This window comes from Komagataeibacter diospyri (genome assembly GCF_043995075.1).
In the GTDB taxonomy this organism is placed as follows: domain Bacteria; phylum Pseudomonadota; class Alphaproteobacteria; order Acetobacterales; family Acetobacteraceae; genus Komagataeibacter; species Komagataeibacter diospyri.
Map to the genome: position 1 here is coordinate 1,219,478 of NZ_CP171836.1, position 18,759 is coordinate 1,238,236.

The 18,759-nt window shown below is 62.8% G+C and carries 17 protein-coding genes; 2 read left to right on the forward strand and 15 right to left on the reverse strand.

Annotation, left to right across the window (positions count from 1 at the left end):
• Positions 1–74 precede the first annotated feature (74 nt).
• From ACE2AA_RS05610 to uvrC, 6 genes are all read right to left on the reverse strand, one after another.
• On the reverse strand, positions 75–1,922 hold the full coding sequence (locus tag ACE2AA_RS05610) for a ribonucleoside-diphosphate reductase subunit alpha (protein ID WP_370685911.1): 1,848 nt from the start codon (positions 1,920–1,922) through the stop codon (positions 75–77).
• 316 nt (positions 1,923–2,238) lie between these two features.
• Entirely contained in the window at positions 2,239–2,703 is a 465-nt protein-coding gene (locus ACE2AA_RS05615; RefSeq protein WP_141300157.1) for a molybdenum cofactor biosynthesis protein MoaE, read from the reverse strand.
• Positions 2,704–2,710: 7 nt separating this feature from the next.
• Entirely contained in the window at positions 2,711–2,965 is a 255-nt protein-coding gene (moaD, locus tag ACE2AA_RS05620) for a molybdopterin converting factor subunit 1 (RefSeq protein WP_141260344.1), read from the reverse strand.
• A gap of 48 nt (positions 2,966–3,013) precedes the next feature.
• Entirely contained in the window at positions 3,014–3,511 is a 498-nt protein-coding gene (locus ACE2AA_RS05625) for a hypothetical protein (protein ID WP_395371615.1), read from the reverse strand.
• Between the two features lie 92 nt (positions 3,512–3,603).
• The gene (gene pgsA, locus ACE2AA_RS05630; protein WP_141260268.1) at positions 3,604–4,203 is read right to left on the reverse strand and encodes a CDP-diacylglycerol--glycerol-3-phosphate 3-phosphatidyltransferase; all 600 of its coding nucleotides are present in this window, start codon (positions 4,201–4,203) and stop codon (positions 3,604–3,606) included.
• A gap of 92 nt (positions 4,204–4,295) precedes the next feature.
• Entirely contained in the window at positions 4,296–6,194 is a 1,899-nt protein-coding gene (uvrC, locus tag ACE2AA_RS05635) for an excinuclease ABC subunit UvrC (RefSeq protein WP_162853801.1), read from the reverse strand.
• A 379-nt stretch (positions 6,195–6,573) separates the two neighbouring features.
• On the opposite strand from uvrC, the gene ACE2AA_RS05640 reads away from it, so the two are divergent.
• On the forward strand, positions 6,574–7,368 hold the full coding sequence (locus ACE2AA_RS05640; RefSeq protein WP_193557636.1) for an exodeoxyribonuclease III: 795 nt from the start codon (positions 6,574–6,576) through the stop codon (positions 7,366–7,368).
• 79 nt (positions 7,369–7,447) lie between these two features.
• On the opposite strand, the gene ACE2AA_RS05645 is transcribed toward ACE2AA_RS05640, so the two are convergent.
• The gene (locus tag ACE2AA_RS05645) at positions 7,448–8,167 is read right to left on the reverse strand and encodes a response regulator transcription factor (protein ID WP_026018684.1); all 720 of its coding nucleotides are present in this window, start codon (positions 8,165–8,167) and stop codon (positions 7,448–7,450) included.
• A gap of 221 nt (positions 8,168–8,388) precedes the next feature.
• Here ACE2AA_RS05645 and ACE2AA_RS05650 point away from each other — a divergent pair, with 221 nt between their 5' ends.
• Complete coding sequence (locus tag ACE2AA_RS05650) at positions 8,389–8,844, forward strand: L,D-transpeptidase (RefSeq protein WP_141260346.1); 456 nt, start codon at positions 8,389–8,391, stop codon at positions 8,842–8,844.
• Here the strand turns inward: ACE2AA_RS05650 and ACE2AA_RS05655 are convergent.
• The 8 genes from ACE2AA_RS05655 to tmk form a co-directional block, all read right to left on the reverse strand.
• Positions 8,831–10,684 carry a sodium:proton antiporter gene (locus ACE2AA_RS05655; protein WP_193557637.1) on the reverse strand — a complete coding sequence of 618 codons (1,854 nt, stop codon included), beginning with the start codon at positions 10,682–10,684 and terminating at the stop codon, positions 8,831–8,833. The two genes, ACE2AA_RS05650 and ACE2AA_RS05655, sit on opposite strands and share 14 nt — an antisense overlap.
• Before the next feature lie 272 nt (positions 10,685–10,956).
• Positions 10,957–12,252 (reverse strand): RsmB/NOP family class I SAM-dependent RNA methyltransferase, encoded by a 1,296-nt coding sequence (locus tag ACE2AA_RS05660; RefSeq protein WP_395371619.1) that lies wholly within the window; start codon positions 12,250–12,252, stop codon positions 10,957–10,959.
• A gap of 37 nt (positions 12,253–12,289) precedes the next feature.
• The gene (guaB, locus tag ACE2AA_RS05665; protein WP_141260276.1) at positions 12,290–13,792 is read right to left on the reverse strand and encodes an IMP dehydrogenase; all 1,503 of its coding nucleotides are present in this window, start codon (positions 13,790–13,792) and stop codon (positions 12,290–12,292) included.
• Positions 13,793–14,036: 244 nt separating this feature from the next.
• On the reverse strand, positions 14,037–14,825 hold the full coding sequence (locus ACE2AA_RS05670) for an MBL fold metallo-hydrolase (RefSeq protein WP_395371621.1): 789 nt from the start codon (positions 14,823–14,825) through the stop codon (positions 14,037–14,039).
• A gap of 3 nt (positions 14,826–14,828) precedes the next feature.
• Positions 14,829–15,626, reverse strand: coding sequence for a TatD family hydrolase (locus ACE2AA_RS05675; protein ID WP_141260278.1), 798 nt, complete (start codon positions 15,624–15,626; stop codon positions 14,829–14,831).
• Entirely contained in the window at positions 15,623–17,161 is a 1,539-nt protein-coding gene (gene metG / locus ACE2AA_RS05680) for a methionine--tRNA ligase (protein WP_141260279.1), read from the reverse strand. The genes ACE2AA_RS05675 and metG overlap by 4 nt, the downstream gene beginning before the upstream one ends.
• Positions 17,158–18,120, reverse strand: coding sequence for a DNA polymerase III subunit delta' (locus ACE2AA_RS05685; protein WP_395371623.1), 963 nt, complete (start codon positions 18,118–18,120; stop codon positions 17,158–17,160). Before ACE2AA_RS05685 ends, metG begins: the two co-directional genes overlap by 4 nt.
• A complete protein-coding gene (gene tmk / locus ACE2AA_RS05690) occupies positions 18,113–18,757 on the reverse strand; it encodes a dTMP kinase (protein WP_395371625.1) in 645 nt (214 codons plus the stop codon). Before tmk ends, ACE2AA_RS05685 begins: the two co-directional genes overlap by 8 nt.
• Positions 18,758–18,759: the final 2 nt, after the last annotated feature.

An 18,759-nucleotide genomic window follows, 5' to 3' on the forward strand; every position in this document is an offset into this window, starting at 1 on the left:
TAAAATTTTATTTCCATTCCCATACAGGAAATTCCATAAATAAAATCGAAACAATACATGAAAATACCCCACCTTCACTGACAGGCAAGGCATTCCTCATAATCCGTGGTCGTGGTGGTCGGCGTCACAGGGGTGTCGCCTTCTTTTTTCGTCATGTCGCGCTTTTCCTGCCCGTCACTTACGGCATCAGCGCGCTGGATGGACAGCGAACGGCAGTAATACAATGATTTCACCCCCCGCTTCCACGCCATGTAATGGATCTGGTGCAGGTCACGCTTGTGCACGTTGGCAGGCAGGAAGATGTTGATTGACTGCGCCTGACAGATGAAGGGCGCACGGTCGGCCGCATGTTCGATCACCCAGCGCTGGTCCAGTTCGAACGCGGTCTTGAACACGTCCTTTTCCTGCTGGGTCAGGAAGTCGAGGTGCTGCACGCTGCCCTTGTTCAGGGTAATGGAGGACCAGACTTCATTCGTGTTCTGCCCCTTTTCCGTCAGCAGGCGGTCAAGGTGGCGGTTACGCACCGTAAACGACCCCGACAGCGTCTTCTGCAGGAATACGTTGGCAGCGATCGGCTCGATCCCCGGGCTGGCGTTGCCCGCGATGATGGAAATCGACGCAGTCGGCGCAATCGCCATCTTGTTGGAAAAACGCTCCATCACGCCATAATCGGCGGCGTCGGGGCACGGTCCGCGTTCTTCCGCCAGCTTGCGCGACGCGGCATCCGCCTGCGTGCGGATATGCTTGAATATGCGGCGGTTCCAGCTTTTGGCCACCACGCTTTCAAATGGCACGTTGCGGGCCTGCAGGAAGGAATGGAAGCCCATGACCCCCAGGCCGACCGAACGCTCGCGCATGGCGGCGTAACGCGCGCGTTCCATGTCATCGGGCGCACGGTCGATGAAATCCTGCAGCACGTTATCAAGGAACAGCATCACGTCCTCGATGAACTGCGGGTTGTCTTTCCACTCATCCCACGTCTCAAGGTTGAGCGAGGACAGGCAGCATACCGCCGTACGTTCGCGTCCGTGCTGGTCCATGCCGGTAGGCAGGGTGATTTCCGCGCACAGGTTGGATGTCTTGACTTCCAGCCCCGCCAGCTTGTGGTGTTCGGGCCGCGCATTGTTCACATGGTCGGAGAAGATGATGTACGGCTCGCCCTGCTCCATCCGCGCGGTCAGGATGCGTATCCACAGCGAGCGGGCCGAAATCTTGCGGATGACCGAATTGTCCTTGGGCGACAGCAGCGCCCATTCATCATCATCCGCCACAGCACGCATGAAGGCGTCAGACACGAGCACGCCATGATGCAGGTTCAGCGCCTTGCGGTTGGGATCGCCGCCGGTGGGGCGGCGCAGTTCGATGAATTCCTCGATTTCGGGATGCCAGACCGGCAGATACACCGCAGCCGACCCGCGCCGCAGCGACCCCTGGCTGATCGCCAGCGTCAGACTGTCCATCACGCGGATGAAGGGAATGACACCCGATGTCTTGCCGTTGCGGCCGACATTTTCACCGATCGAACGCAGGTTGCCCCAGTACGACCCGATGCCGCCGCCCTTGGACGCCAGCCATACGTTCTCGTTCCACAGGTCCACGATGCCACGCAGGCTGTCATTGGCTTCGTTCAGGAAACACGAAATCGGCAGGCCACGCGTGGTGCCGCCATTGGACAGCACCGGCGTCGCCGGCATGAACCAGTGACGCGAGATATAGTCATACAGCCGCTGCGCATGCGCGGGATTCGCCCCGTAATAGGACGCAACCCGGCCAAACAGATCCTGATAGCTTTCATCGGGCAGCAGGTAGCGGTTGTTCAGCGTCGCCTTGCCGAATGCCGTCAGCAGCGCATCACGCGAATGGTCCACGCGCACGGGATGGTGGCCAGGCAGCTGAACCACGCTGTCCAGCATGTCAGACATATCAGACATCGTCGTACTGTCCTTTCCCCGGATGGTCCCGTCCTCACCAGCCGAACGATCAGGCATGCCTCCGGATACGTCATCCAGGACCATTTACATTCTCCGTAATCGGCTCACGCTGACGCGCAGAACCTTTCGATCCTGTGCGGCTTGGTGAGGTTTTTTGATTTTGCCCCCTATATATGGAGCAAACGGTACCGGAATGCACCATATAATGTGTGGGGACAAATTGTGGACTGATCTTCCGAATCAGCGGGCAAGCTTGGGTCAAGTACGGAATGGAGAGAATATTTTTTAAATTTTCTCCCCTCCCCCTTCATTGATCCAGGCCCCCCCACCGTGCCGTCGCGGCGTCATCCTGCGCGCGCGGCTGGACCCATTCACTGCGTCCGTTTGCGAATTCCTCGCGTTTCCAGAAGGGTGCGCCGGTCTTGAGCCAGTCCATCATGAACTCCGTCCCCGCCAGCGCCGCCTTGCGGTGGGCTGCCGCACACAGCACCAGCACGATGGGCATGCCCACTTCCAGCCTGCCCACACGGTGGATGACGGTACAGCCGGTCAGGCCGAATCGCGCACAGGCCGAATCGGCAATCTGCCGCATCATGGATTCGGTCATGCCGGGATAGTGTTCCAGTTCCAGCGCCACCAGTCCGTCGCCCCCGCGGACAATGCCGGTAAACGCGCCAATCCCCCCCACTTCGTCCTGCCCGCGCAGCAGCAGGGCGGTTTCGTGGGTGGCATCGAATGTTTCCGCCTGAACACGGACCGTAACGCAGGGCATGATGGTGTCAGCCCCCCGTGACCGGCGGGAAAAAGGCAATTTCGTCATTGGCGGCAATAGGGGCGTCAATCGTGGCGAAACTCTGGTTCACCGCGACACGGATCAGTTCGGGCTTCGCGAATATTTCCCCATACGCCCCGCCACGCGCGCGCAGCTGGTCGATCAGGTCCTGCACGGAATGCGCGCCTACCTGCAGGGGCAGTGTTTCACCGGGGGTGCCGAGGCGGTCCCGCAACCATGCGAAATAGAGAATGCGCAGCATTCCGGTTTCATCTCCCTGTGCCACGGCTTCCCATGCGGCCCGTGCCGGTCATGGTGCCTGCTGTTCCTGAACCGTGCCGTCGGACGCGACCACGGTATTGGTGCCATCGCCGTTCGGAACGACAATGGCCGAATCCGATACGCCCTTATGCGTTGCCGATGGCCCGGAAGACAATGCGGAAACGCGCGCGCGCGCCGCCGTGTCGCCATCGGGCCCTGCATCGTTGCCGATCTGCATCTCGCCGCCGGCAGGCAGATCCACCTCGCGTTCCACCAGTTGCGAACGCGCGCCAGCGGTGGTGCGGTCCGCCCCGATCGCGGCCAGCACCGACTGGCCTGATTTCACAACCGGCCAGACATTGCGTTCCTGCGGCAGTATGGGCAGCACCTGTGGCGCCTGCCCCGCCACGCGGCGCATGTTTTCGACCTCGGAGCGTGGGGTGTTGGGCAGGCTGCCGGGCAGTTCGGTATTGTCGGACAGGATGTGGCCAAAACCACCACATCCGGTCAGCCCCACCAGCAATGACATGACCATTGCATTACGCACCGCTTTCTCCTCCTGACCTGTCCGGCACAAGGCGGGCCAGACGACCCGCACAGGAGAGAGCAACCACGGCGCACGTTAATTTTTCATGTAGGTCAGGAAGATAATTTCGTAGCCCCCGCCGTGCCGCGGCTGACATGCCGCAGCCCGGTGGACAGATAGTCCCACCCCGTAATCAGGGTCAGGACGGCAGCGGTCCACATCATGATCGCCCCCATCGCATCAACCGGCAGCCAGCCGATATGCAGCAGGACCGCCGTGCTGTCACCTGCCAGCAGGAAGCCGATGGCGGTCATCTGGAACCCGGTTTTCCATTTCGCCAGCCGTGTCACCGGCAGGCCGACACGGGTCGCCGCAAGGTATTCCCGCAGTCCGCTGACCAGGATTTCACGCGAAAGGATGATGATGGCCGGATACAGGCAGCCATACGGCAACCGCCCAAGCCCCGCCATGACCATCAGTGACGCACCCACCAGCAGCTTGTCGGCAATGGGGTCAAGCATGCGGCCAAGATCGGAATTCTGGTTCCACGCCCGTGCCAGCTTGCCATCAAGGTAATCGGTGATGCCCGCCAGTATGAACAGGATACATGCCGCGCAGTCGGTCTGCGCCGTATGGAGGACGACCAGCCCGACAACAATGGGGACCACTACAATACGGGACAGGGTCAGGAGGTTGGGCAGGTCGGTAAGCATGCTGGTACTGCTATAGCCAAGAATGAGGAAAAACCGAAATACTGATAACGCCTGTCAGGCAGGCCATATGCTCACATCTGCATGACAGCCGATCACTCTCCTGTCCAGTCGGGATGGAAATATCCGTATATGGCGCGGGCCATGTCACGATTGATGCCCGGTGCATTTTCCAGTTCTCCCAGGCCAGCCTGCCGCACGCTGCGCGCCGAGCCGAAATGCTTGAGCAGCGCGCGCTTGCGTGCAGGTCCAACGCCGGGAATGTCGTCCAGTTCCGATCGCACCAGCGTCTTGGACCGCCCGGCGCGGTGGGTGGTGATGGCGAAGCGGTGCGCCTCGTCCCGCAGGCGCTGCAGGTAATACAGCACCGGGTCGCGCGGCGGTAGCTGGAACGGCGCGCGGCCTTCGGTATGGAACCATTCGCGCCCCGCATCCCTGTCCGGCCCCTTGGCGATACCCACCAGCGTAACCCCGGTCACCCCCAGTTCGTCCAGCACGCCACGCACGGCGGTGTACTGTCCCGCACCGCCATCGATCAGCAGGATGTCGGGCCAGTCTTCCGGCCGGTTGCCGTCCTCGCGGTCTTTCAGCGCGCGGCGGAAGCGGCGTTCCAGCACCTCGCGCATCATGGCGAAGTCATCGCCCGGCGTGATCGGTCCCTTGATGGAGAACTTGCGGTAGGCGCGCCTGTCGAAGCCCTCCGGGCCGCCCACCACCATCACGCCATAGGCGTTCGCTCCCTGGATATGGCTGTTGTCATAGGTCTCGATCCGGCGTGGCGGCGCATCCAGCCCGAACAGGTCGGCCACCCCCTGCAAAAGCCGCGCCTGACCGGCGCTTTCCGCCATCCTGCGTTCCAGCGCCTCACGCGCGTTGATTTCGGCATGTTCAATCACGCCACGCTTTTCCCCGCGCTGCGGATGCGTGATCTCTACCTTGCGCCCCCGGCGCAGGGTCAGGGCGGATGTCAGCACGCCCAGTTCCGGCAGATCCTGATTGACCAGCACGTGGGCGGGCGGCGGCTTGTCGTCATAGAACTGACCGATGAAGGCGGCCAGCACGTCGGGCGCGTTCTCATCGCGCGCGTGGGCAGGGAAAAACGCGCGGTTGCCGTTGTTGCGACCGGCACGGATGAAGAACACCTGAATGCACGACTGCCCCGCGATCTGCCAGATCGCGATGATGTCCGCATCCGTAACGGTAGAGGGATTGATGACGCTGGAATCCTGCTGCAGCGCTGACAGGCCACGTATGCGGTCACGGATGGCGGCCGCGCGCTCGAACTCCAGCGCATCGGCTGCCTCCTCCATCTCGCGTCCCAGCTGCTCGCGCATATGCGGGTTCCGCCCGGCAAGGAAGTCACGCGCCTGCCCCGCCAGTGCGGCGTAGTCCTCGCGGCTGATACGGTCCACGCACGGGGCGGAGCAGCGGTGGATCTGGTGCAGCAGGCACGGGCGCGTGCGGCCCTGCATTTCACTGTCGGAGCACGAGCGCAGCAGGAACGTACGCTGCAGCAGGTTGAGCGTCTGGTTGACCGACCACGCGGATGCGAACGGCCCCCAGTATGACGCCCCCTTCACCGGCCTGCCGCGATGTTTGCTGATCTGGGGAAAATCATGCTTGTCCGTCAGCATGATCCATGGATAACTTTTATCATCACGCAGCAGGATGTTGTACCGGGGCTGCATGCGCTTGATATAGTTGGCTTCCAGCAGCAGGGCCTCGGCCTCGGTATGGGTCGTGACAATTTCCATGCTGCGGGTTTCGGACACCATGCGGCGCAGACGTTCGGTCAGGCGGCTTACATGGGTATAGGACGTGACGCGCTTTTTCAGATTCAGCGCCTTGCCGACATACAGCACGTCCCCTTTCGGCCCCAGCATGCGGTACACGCCAGGCGACTGTGGCATGGTCTGCAGGGCATGGCTTATCGCATCCACCCCGACCGGCTGGGCGGGGGGCCGGACCGGGGCGGTTGAAATGGCTGTTGTCATGGATGGCAGCCGTTCATCCACCGATGATGTGGATAAGTCTGTGGAGCAGCAGCAGAAAAAAACGTGCGGATGGCGGTTTTCCTTTCCTGAACTTGGATTGCCCAAAAAAACATCACTAACAATAACCTATTGTTTTTAAATAACTATATCAGGCCACTTATGGACCGAAAAAAAAATCCCGCCCCACATGAACCCAAAACATGCCTGTCAACCCCACAGGTGGACAAATTGTGGCATCTCCGTGGTGGAAAACCCGGTTTCCATTTTGCGCGGAATATCAGCCGCCTTTTGTAATTCGTTCCTGTTTTTGTCTCGCGCCGTACCGCGGGCACACAAAAATATTCTTGTCAGCCCGCGCCCGATCGGCAATGCACCCGATATGCGTATTGTGACATGGAATATCAATTCCCTCCGCCTGCGGATGCCGCTTCTGGCGCGGCTGTGCCAGGACACATCCCCCGATATCGTCTGCCTGCAGGAAACCAAGGTGCCCGACAGCCTGTTCCCGCTTGATGCAGTGCGCGCGCTGGGATTCGACCACGTCGTGTTCCGGGGCATGAAGGGGTATAATGGCGTCGCGATCCTGTCACGCCAGCCCGTAACCGTGCTGGAGGACGCGCCCGACTGGTGCCGGCGCGGGGACTGCCGCCACATCGCCATACGCCATGGCACGGGCGCTGACGCGATCGACGTGCATGATTTCTATGTGCCCGCGGGCGGCGACATTCCCGATCCGGTGGAAAATCCCAAATTCGCGCACAAGCTGGCGTTTGTGGAGGAAGCGCGGGAATGGTTTTCCGGCCGTGACATGCGGCGCACGGTGCTGGTGGGCGACCTGAACATCGCCCCGCTGGAACAGGATGTATGGAGCCACAGGCAACTGCTGAAGATCGTCAGCCATACACCTGCGGAAACCGAACGCCTGCTGGCATGGCAGCATACCGGCTTTGTCGATGCCATGCGCCATTTCGTCCCCGCGACCGAGAAGCTTTATACGTGGTGGTCCTATCGCAACCGGGACTGGAGCAAATCCAACCGTGGCCGCCGGCTGGACCATGTCTGGGTTACGCCTGACCTGCAGTCCGCCCTGCGCGGCATGGAAGTGCTGCGGACGGCCCGCGACTGGGACAAGCCATCGGACCACGTGCCGGTCATGATCGACCTGGACGCCTGAAACATCCCCCGGAACGCGACCGGGCCGCCCGAAACCGGGCGGCCCGTCAGATCAGCCTGCAATGCGGGCCATCACCCGGTCAGGCGATGGCAGTCTTGCCCCCTTCGGGGTCAAGACGGTAGCCGCCTCCTTCCGTCACCAGCAGGGTGGCATTGGTGGGATCGGGTTCGATTTTCTGGCGCAGACGGTAGATGTGCGTTTCCAGCGTATGCGTGGTCACGGCGGCGTTGTAGCCCCAGACCTCGTTCAGCAGCACCTGCCGCGGCACGGGACGCGTGCCCGCACGGTACAGGAATTTCAGGATTGCGGCCTCTTTCTCCGTCAGGCGGATCCGGCGGTTCTTGGCCGTTTCCTGCAACAGCTTGGCGGACGGGCGGAAAATGTACGGCCCGATTGCGAAGACCGCGTCCTCGCTGTTTTCAAAAATGCGCATCTGCGCGCGCAGCCGGGCCAGAAGCTCGGCAATGCGGAACGGTTTCGCGACGTAGTCATTCGCACCGGCATCCAGGCCGCGCACGACGTCCGTCTCGTCATCGGAACCGGTCAGGATGATGATGGGAATACGCTTGCCCTTGCGCCGCAGATCGGCGCAGAAATCGCGTCCGTCCCCGTCGGGCAGGGAAACATCGAGGATGATCGCATCGAAACGCGCCCCCGGCTTCTGCAGCTTTTCCCAGGCCTCGGCGACGGAGCCGGCCTCGATCGCTTCAAATTCACCATCAATCTGCAGCTGTTCAACGAGCATTTGACGTAAAGTCTGATCGTCGTCCGCTATCAGTATGGGACGTGCTCCTGCCATCGAACCCTCTTTATCACTTTAGTCCCGCCCCGTCAGCAGGGCGGTCTCTGTCTTGCTGTTCATTTCCGGCCACACCACCGACAGGCCCGCGACCCGACGGCCATCATGCCGTATGCTGCCGGATTAGGCCGGAGATAACATAAATACGACCCGATCCAGAGGAATTCATGATACGCGCTATTTTGCAAACGAATACAGGGCTGGATGCACAACTGCATTGCATGCGCGAAATTTTCCCCGCCATTATCGGCGCAGGCGGCATCAAAAACCGCAAAATGGAGGGAGATCACGCAACACCCAGCGGTATTCTGCCACTGCGACGCGTGTTCTATCGCGCCGACCGGGTGGCATCACCTGTTTGTCATCTGCCTGTAGAACCGCTCTCCCCGCTTGATGGATGGTGTGATGACCCCCGACACACTGATTATAACCGGTATGTAGCCCTGCCCCACCCCGCCCGGCACGAACGGCTGTGGCGGGAGGATCACGTTTACGACATTCTGGTGGTTCTTGGTTATAACGACGACCCGGTTCATTCTGGCGCAGGGTCGGCTATCTTCCTTCACCTGCCGCCAGCGGGCGGTCGCCCGACGGAAGGCTGCATCGCCCTGCCCGAACCCGTGCTGCGCCATCTGCTGGCCGCCGGGCTGGGGGAAATCGACGTCAGGCCGGTGTAGGCGGTGCTGGTGTCGTCGCCGCGTTTACCGGGGCTGTGGCGGGCGGCAGCAGCATGACGATGATGTCGCCTTGCGCCGGTTCAGCCGGAATCGCGTCCTCGGCAGAAAAGATCCATATCGCGCTGCCCTTGCGGATGATCATGAACAGCATGCCCGGACCGGACAGCAGGTCGGCTTCCTCCACGTGTTCTTCCATGACGTGGCTGCCAAAGCGCCAGCCTCTGGCATACAGGGAATCGATATAGGAGAAATTCCACCCCGGTTCCCCCAGCACCTTGCCGCGCGAATCCCGGCTCAGCCCGTGATACAGATCCAGCCTTGCTATGCCAGGGCTGACCTGGAACACGCGCTGGCGGCCAAGGTCGGGCGCCATGCGCGCGCAGACAAGGCCGTTATAGATCGCATCCGGCGTCGCCGCGATCAGGTAGTCTGCCGGGCGTTCCTCCAGGCTTTCCATCCCCTCGACCGACAGCAGTTCCGCACGCAGGATCGGGATGCCAAACCCCGCCGCCTTGTTCAGCGCCGGGGCATAGGTATCGACCAGCAGCACCGGCACGCCCCGGTCATGCACCACACGGGCCAGGCTGGTGGACCATGCGTTGGCCCCCATGATGGCCAGGGCGGGTTCATCCGACAGGGTCAGCCGCAGCGCACGCGCCAGCGGCCGCAATGAAAACCCGTGCAGGATCATGGTGGATGCGATCAGCGCGAATACGGCGGGCGTAATCAGGTCGCCGCCCGGATATCCCGCTTCATGCAGTTGCAGGCCGACCACCCCCGCCACCGCCGCCGCCACGATACCGCGCGGCGCGATCCAGCCCACGAACAGCCGTTCCTGCCATGACATGCTGGCCCCGATGGTGGACAGGAAAATACCCAGCGGCCGGACCACGAACATGACGGTAAACGTCAGCGCCATGATGGGCAGCGACAGTTCGGTCAGCAGCGTGCGCGGCAGGTCCGCCGTCAGCAGCACGAACAGGCACGACACCACGATCACCCCAAGGGATTCCTTGATCCGCTGCAGTTCCGACATGCCGGTTACATGCAGGTTCGCCAGCGCCATCCCGAACACCGTGGCCGCCATCAGTCCCGCCCCCTGCATGATCAGGTTGCACAGTGCGGCCACCGTCATGACAAAGGCCAGGATCATGGGAATACGCAGGATTTCGGGCAGCATGTCGCGCGCGGACAGGAACTTGATCAGGATTGCGGGAAAAATGCCGCACGCGATCGAGAACATGGTGGCAAACAGCAGATGCGGCCCGATTTCCACCGTCGCCAGCGAAATGCCGCCGGTATGGGACGGGCGGATCAGCAGGCATTCCAGCACCAGCGTTGCAAGGATGGCGGCAATGGGGTCATTGACGATGGCTTCCCACCGCAGGAACGCCGCGACCCGGGGCCGCAGCTTGGTATGACGCAGCAGCGGCAGCACGACCGTCGGCCCCGTCACCACCACGATCGCGCCAAACAGCCACGACGTCCCCCATGGCAGGTGCCCAACATAATGCGCGGCAAGTGAGCCGAGTATCCAGTTGATGGGCAGGGCGGCAGCCGTAAGACGCAGCACCCCTTCCCCCGATTCACGCCACTGACGCAGGTCGAGCGCAAGTCCGCCCTCGAACACGATAAAGGCCACGGCCATGGACACAAGCGGATGGAAATACGGCCCGATCGCAGCCCCCGGGTGCAGGATGCCCAGACCCGGCCCCAGAATCAGCCCGAGAGAAAACAGCAGCACGATGGCCGGTAACCTGAACCGCCACGCCACCCACTGGGCCGCGATCCCGCCGCCCAGTACGAACAGAATTCCTATCGCCAGGTTCGTTGCCTGCATGCCCATGTCCCGCGTTGTTGCAAACGCAAACGCCCCTGCCGCCGCCAGATTCGTGTCATGGGCCTGGAATGCGGTTCTGGCGTGTGGTTTTTCTTAATTATCCAAGAGACAGTCTCAAAAAACCTGCCTATGAGACGCCACGCAAATTACAAAGAGGTTTTTGGTAAAGCTTTTTTCAGAAAGCGTCAGGGCAGGCCGCCGTTTCCTGAAAAGACGCCACCAAAACGCCTGTCACGGGGCATTTCAAAATACGCCGCAACAGGCATGTCATGTCAGGAATCGCGCTGCACGATGGCCGCAAAAAAACCGTCCGTATGATGCTGGCGCGGTGTCAGGCGCACCTGGCCTTCCACCGCCAGTCCCGGCGGCAGGTCATCGTCCACCCCATCGGGCGTCACTATGGAAAAGGCGGGATTACGCGCAAGGAAGGCCGCGATCTGGTCCCCGTTCTCCTCGCGCAGGACGGAGCACGTGGCATAGACCATGCGCCCGCCGGGACGGACAAGGCTGGCCGCGCGGTCAATGATGTCGGCCTGCTTGGCGGTCAGTTCCAGCAGATCCTGTTCACGCAGCCGCAGACGCGCATCGGGGTTGCGCCGCCACGTGCCGGTGCCGGTGCACGGCGCATCAACCAGCACGCGGTCGAAACTGCCGCTGCGACGACGTGCCCAGCGGTCGCCCGCGACCAGCAGATGACGCTCGGCATTGTGAACGCCCGCGCGGCGCAGGCGGCGCACCGCTCCTTCCAGCCGGGGTTCGGATACGTCGCATGCCACGATATGACCGCGATTTTCCATGGTCATGGCCATGCCCAGCGTCTTGCCCGCAGCACCCGCGCAGTAATCCAGCACGCGCATGCCCGGCCGCGCGCCCACGGCGGCGACAACCAGCTGGCTGCCTTCGTCCTGTATTTCCACCATGCCACTGCGGAAGGCGGCGCATGACGTCACGGGCTGACGGCCCGCGACCCGCAGGCCCCATGGTGACAGGATCGTGTCTTCGGCCCGGATGCCGTCCGCCTCCAGCGCGGCACGCGCGGTGGGACGGTCGGATTTCAGCAGGTTGACGCGCAGGTCCAGCGTCGCCTCACCTTCCATCGCAGCCAGTTCCGTTTCCAGCCCATCACCAAAGGTGCGTTCCAGACGGGGCAGCAGCCAGTCCGGCACCTCCAGCCTGACGGCGCGCGGCATGTCGGGATGGGTCAGCGCCTGCCCCCGAATCTGGTCAAACAGCCGCCGTTCCGGCCCGGTCAGGCCCAGCGGGGCATAGCGTTCACCCGTAAACAGGTCATCGGGATTTTCACGCCCCTGCTGGTCCAGCGCCATCATGGCCAGCGCCAGCAGACGGGGCGTTGGCTGCATGCCGGCGCGTTCGATCCACCAGTGCAGCCTGCGCCAGTGTCGCAGGATACACCACACGCGGGCCGAAATGGCCCGGCGGTCGCCGCCGCCAATATACCGCCGTTCACGGAAAAAGGCATTGGCCAGCGCATCGGCAGGCCGCTGCGGCGTCGCCTCCATCGCGGTAAGCAGGTCAATGGCGGCGGAAAGCCGTGCGCTGGGTGTCATGGATTATGGAACCGTTACTGTCATGGAACCGGCAGGATCAGTCCTGCCGGTAGTTGGGGGCTTCACGCGTGATCGACACGTCATGCACGTGGCTTTCACGCAGGCCCGCACCCGTAATGCGGCGGAAGCGCGCGCGCTGCTGCAGATCGGCAATGGTGGCGGACCCGGTATAACCCATGCCCGCGCGCAGCCCCCCAACCAGCTGGTGGATGACGGCACCCATCGCGCCCTTGTAGGCCACGCGCCCCTCGATCCCTTCGGGGACCATCTTGTGCGTGTCCTTGATATCCTGCTGGAAATAGCGATCGGCCGAGCCACGGGACATGGCGCCAAGGCTGCCCATGCCGCGATAGGATTTGTAGGTCCGGCCCTGATACAGGAACACCTCGCCCGGTGCTTCTTCCGTGCCGGCCAGCAGCGAGCCGACCATTACCACGTCGGCGCCCGCGCCAATCGCCTTGACGATATCGCCCGAGGTCCGCACCCCGCCATCGGCGATTGCGGGCACATCGAGTTCGTGGCACGCGGCAGAGGTTTCCATAACGGCGGAAAACTGCGGCACGCCCACACCAGCGACAACACGCGTGGTGCAGATCGACCCCGGGCCGATGCCCACCTTCACGCAGTCAGCACCAGCGGAAATCAGCGCACGCGCCGCTTCGGGTGTTGCGACGTTACCGGCAATGATCTGGATATCGTTTTCAATGGCGCGGATGCGCTCGATGCTTTTCAGCACGCCTGACGAATGGCCATGCGCGGTGTCGATCACCACCACGTCCACGCCCGCCGCGATCAGTTCGCGCGCACGCGCCACACCGTCGTCCCCCACGCCGGTCGCCGCCGCACACAGCAGTCGGCCAAGGCTGTCCTTGTTGGCCTGCGGGTACTGCACCGCGCGGTCCATGTCCTTGACGGTAATCAGGCCGATGCAGCGATCTTCATCATCAATGACCAGCAGCTTTTCAATCCGGTGGCGATGCAGCAGCTGGCGGGCTTCGTCACGGTCCACGTTGTTGCGCACGGTCACCAGGTTTTCGCGTGTCATCAGTTCATACACGCGCTGTGCCGGATCGGTGGCGAAACGGACATCACGGTTGGTCAGGATACCGACCAGACGGTTGGTTTCGCGTTCAACCACCGGCAGGCCGCTGATCCCGTGGCGGGACATGGTGGCATTCACTTCCGCCAGCGTCTGGTCGGGATAGACCGTGACGGGATTGACCACCATGCCCGATTCGAAACGCTTGACGCGGCGGACCTGCTCGGCCTGCTGTTCGATCGTCAGGTTCTTGTGAATGACGCCAAGACCACCGTTCTGCGCCATGGCGATGGCCATGCTATCCTCGGTCACGGTATCCATTGCGGATGAAATCAGCGGAATGTTCAGCGTGATCTTGCGGGTCAGCCGGGTTTTGGTCGATGTCTGCGACGGCAGGACATTCGATTCGTCGGGAACAACCAGCACGTCATCAAAGGCGAGGGCTTCGCGGATGCGGTCCTCAAGCCGGGGGGCGGATGTGTTTTTGGGGATGGAAGACATGATGCAGGGGCCTCGTCAGCAGATGGCGGCTACCCCGCGCCTCGGGTCACCGACCGTTGGCGCACCCTCTTAGGGTGCTAATCGGGCGCTGGCAAGCATTACGCGCGGGTCCGGTGCGCTTTTATTGCGCAAACGCGGCAAAACGGCCTGCAATCATCAGGACGTTTCTGGTGAAGCGTTTTTCAGCGAGCGTCACAGAGCGCCGCCTTTTGGAAAAAAGGCGGCACCCGAAAACTTTTATCTTTCATCCGGCATACAGGCGCAGCCCGTCATACGCGGCCTCGACCCCATCAGGCAGGTTGGCCTGCATCCACGCCCAGTCCATGTCTGGCCCCATATGGGTCAGCACCGTGCGGCGCGGCCGGATGATGTCGCGCCATTCCAGCACCCGTGCCAGCCACCCATGGGACGGATGGGCATCACGCTGGAAACAGTCCACCACCCATGTATCGACGCCACGCAGCGTATCCAGCGCCGCGTCATCCATTTCGGCCACGTCGGTGCAGTAGGCCATTGGCCCCACCCGCAGGCCCAGCGTTTCGGTCTTGCCATGGCACTGGCCGAAAACCTGAACGTCCATCCCCGCCATCACGACGGTGGACGGCAGAATCACGTGATTGACATCCAGTATGGGGCGGAAGATATGCGGCGGCGTCCATGGGCGAAACGCATAATCGAAGCGGACGCTGATTTCATCCATCACCTGCCGCGTACCGTAAACCGGCAGCGCACCGCCAATGATGCGGTTGATGGTGCGCAGTTCGTCCAGTCCCGCGATATGGTCGGCATGGGCATGGGTGTACAGCACCGCATCCACCACGCTGACACGCTGCGCCAGCAACTGGTCACGCAGGTCCGGCCCCGTATCGACCAGCAGCACCCGCCCCGGCCCGTCACTGATGATGACGGATGAGCGCGAGCGGCGGTTACGCGGCTCATTCGGGTCGCATTCGCCCCAGTCCCCTGCCCCGTCCGGCCCACCCAGCATGGGCACGCCAGCGGAACCGGCGCAGCCAAGGATGATCATTTCCATACGTCAGACCGCCCGGCTGAACAGGCGGCTGAAATTGCGGGTGGTCATTTGCGCGAATGCGGCGTCTTCCATCCCGCGCAGTTCCGCCAGGACGCGGGCGGTATAGGCCACGTATCCCGGCTCGTTCCGCTTGCCACGACGCGGTACCGGGGCAAGGTAGGGCGAATCGGTTTCCACCAGTAACCGGTCGTCCGGCACGTCCCTGGCCACGTCACGCACCGACTGCGCACGGTTGAACGTCGCAATGCCGGAGAAACTGATATACCCCCCCAGTTCCAGCGCACCGCGCGCAAGGTCCGGCCCGGATGAAAAGCAGTGAATCAGGAACGGGAATGCCCCGTTCCGCGTGGTCTCGTCACGCAGGATGCCCAGCGTGTCGTCATCGGCTTCACGCGTGTGGATCACCAGCGGCAGGCCGGTGCGCCGCGCCGCATCGATATGCACGCGAAAGCTTTCATGCTGCCTTGGCCGGATGTCGGGCTGCCCATGGAAATAGTCCAGCCCGCTTTCCCCGATACCCACAACGCGCGGGTCATCGGCCATTGCCACCAGTTCCGCAACGTCGGGCAGGACTTCCTCATCCACATGGTCGGGATGGGTGCCGATGGTGCACCACACCCGCAGGTCGGGCGTATCCAGCGTCGCCAGCTTCTTCTGCTGGTCGGCGCGGGACAGGCGGGTGCCGATGGTCACCATGCCATCCACCCCGGCCTGCCGCGTGCGGGCCAGGATTTCGGGCATTTCCTCATCAGAAAAATGGTCAAGGTGACAGTGGGAGTCGGTCAGTCCCGTACGGGTCATGAAGCCTCCGGTTCGACATGGCGGGGGAAGATACCCTGTGGCGCGGGCAGCGCGCACCCTGCTGGCAGCGGTGTATCAAGGGATGCGAAATCCCGCGCATTTTCCGGCACGCCAAGCTGGGTCAGCATTTTATCCATGCTGCCGGGCATGTAGGGCTGCAGCACGGTCGCTATGGTCCGCTGCGCATCGGCCAGCACGCGCAGCACGTCCCCCATGCGCGTGGCATCGGTCTTCTTAAGCTTCCACGGCGCCTGATGGTCGATATAGGCGTTGCAGGCACGGATGACCTTCCACACTTCCTCCAGCGCGTCGGTCAGGGCCTGCCGGTCGATCTGTTCATGCATGATCTGCGGCAGCAGGCTGGCGGCGGCCAGAAGCTTCGTGTCCTCGGGCGTATGCGTGCCCTGCGGCGGCAGCTTTCCGTCACAGTTGCGCGCAATCTGCGACAGCGTGCGCTGGGCAAGGTTGCCAAGGTCATTGGCCAGTTCGACATTCATGCGCGAGATGATGGCGCGGCGGCTGAGATCGCTGTCACCGCCAAAAGGCATTTCGCGCATCAGGAAAAAGCGGATCGGGTCCAGGCCGAATTCCGCCACCAGGTCGCGCGGGTCCACCACGTTGCCCAGCGACTTGCTCATCTTCTGGCCTTCGATGGTCCACCACCCGTGCGAGAACACGCGCTCCGGCAGTTCCAGCCCCGCCCCCATCAGCAGCGCGGGCCAGTAGATGGCATGGAAACGCAGGATGTCCTTGCCCACCAGATGCAGGTTTGCAGGCCAGAAATCCCAACGCGGGGCCGTCTGGTCCGGATAGCCCACGGCGGACAGGTAGTTGGCCAGCGCATCCACCCACACATACATCACATGCTTCGGGTCGCCCGGCACGGGAATGCCCCAGTTGAAGCTGGTGCGGCTGATGGACAGGTCGCGCAGGCCCTGTTTCACGAAACTCGCCACCTCGTTCCGGCGGCTGGCGGGTTCGATGAAGCCGGGACGGGTTTCGTACAGTTCCAGCAGCCTGTCGCCGAATTTGGACAGGTCGAAAAAATACGACGGCTCCTTCACCCATTCCACGGCGGCCCCCGTGGGGGCCACCTTCTTCCCGTCCGGGCCGTCAATCAGTTCTTCCTCGCCATAGAAGCACTCGTCGCGCGTGGCGTACCAGCCTTCATACGCGCCAAGGTAGATGTGGCCGTTTTCCTCCAGCTTCTTCCACAGCGCCTGCGCACCGTCCGTGTGACGCGGTTCGGTGGTGCGGATGAAGTCGTCGTACGAGATGGCCATTTTGTCGTACATGTCACGGAAATCGGCGGCCACGCGGTCGGCAAAGGCAATGGGGGTCATGCCCGCCGCCTGTGCGGCCTGTTCCACCTTCTGCCCATGTTCGTCCGTTCCGGTCAGGAAAAAGACCTCAAATCCTGCCAGTCGCTTGAAACGCGCGATCACATCGGCCGCGACCGATGTATAGGCATGGCCAATATGCGGCGCCCCGTTCACGTAATAGATTGGTGTTGTGACGTAATAGCGCCGTGTCATATTCCACTCACCCGCGCAAGCGCCGTAAGCAACGCCTGCTGTTTATCCAGATTGAATTGTTCGGTTTCCGCGCGCAGCCGTACCATGTCCTGCCACAGCAGGGCCAGTCGGGCCGGGAGCGGATCCCTCTCACGCCCCTGCTCCGCACCGAGGGCAAGGGCACGCGTCCTGTCTGATATGGCATCACACAGCAGATCGAAAAAGACGCTAAAGCCATTTTCACGCCGGGTCACCTGTTCGGCAATGTCATATCCGGCGCCTTCCCCTACCGTGCCATCCATCACGCCCGCCACGATTTCCGCCAGTTCCGCGGCATTTCCCGCAAGCAGGTCATGCGCCCGTCCCGGTGCACCGTGGGCCAGCGGCAGGATGCGCGCGATCTGGTCCGGCGTGGGGGGGGATGGCATGTCCGCCAGCACCGCGCGCATGGCCGCGTCATCCAGTGGGGACAGGGCCAGCACCCGGCAACGGCTGCGTATGGTGGGCAGCAGCCGTCCGGGTACCGACGTGGTCAGGATCAGGATGGCGCGTTCGGGCGGTTCCTCAAGGATCTTCAGGATGGCGTTAGCCGCCGTGCGGTTCATGTATTCCGCGCCATCGACGATCACGACGCGCCAGCCCCCTTCCGCCGCCGTACGGCGCAGGAAGGCGGATATGGGGCGTATGTCATCGCCCACGATTTCACGGCGCAGGCGGTGGCGTTTTTCATCCACCCCGCGCGCGATCACCAGCAGGTCGGCATGCGTGCCCGCAGTGACGCGGTGGCCCACAGGGCTGTCATGGTCCTGCGCGCCCAGCAGGGTACGCGCCATCATGAAGGCCATGGTGGCCTTGCCAATTCCCTCCGGCCCGGTCAGCAGCCAGGCATGGTGCAGCCTGCCGGTGCGGATGACCGACAGGAATTCCTGCCACGCCCCGTCATGCCCCAGCAGGCGGCGGCTGGCGCGTGGATCAGGCATTGTCCGCCCGTTTCAGGTACGGGGCCACAACCGTGCGGATGTCATCCTTCACCGCATCCATTGCCGCACTGGCGTCAATGCGGCGGCACCGCGTGGCGTCGCGCCGGGCAATCATATCAAACCCTACCGCGACACGGGCATGGAACGCGGTATCCAGTGCTTCATACCGGTCGGTGCGGTCATTGGCGCGTTCCGCCATGCGGGCGGCGGCAATGGCCGGGGGCACCTGCAGTACAAGGGTCAGGTCGGGTACGGCGGGCACCAGCGCGCGCAACCGGGCGATCATGTCCAGCAGCACCGGATCGCCATTGCCCAGCCCATGCCCCTGATAGGCTTCGGTCGAATCGGTAAAGCGGTCACATATCACCACCTTTCCCGCAGCCAGCGCCGGGGCGATGCGCCGGTCGACATGGTCGGCGCGGGCGGCGAAATGGGCCATGACCTCGGCCCGGGATGACAGGTCGTGGCCGCCAAACAGCAGGAAGTCGCGCAGGGCCTCCGCCCCCGGCGTGCCCCCCGGTTCGCGCGTCAGGTCCACATCCAGCCCGCGGCCACGCAGGTAATCGGCCAGCAGCCGGGCCTGCGTGGACTTGCCCACTCCCTCGCCACCTTCAAACGTAATGAACAGCCCGGACATGG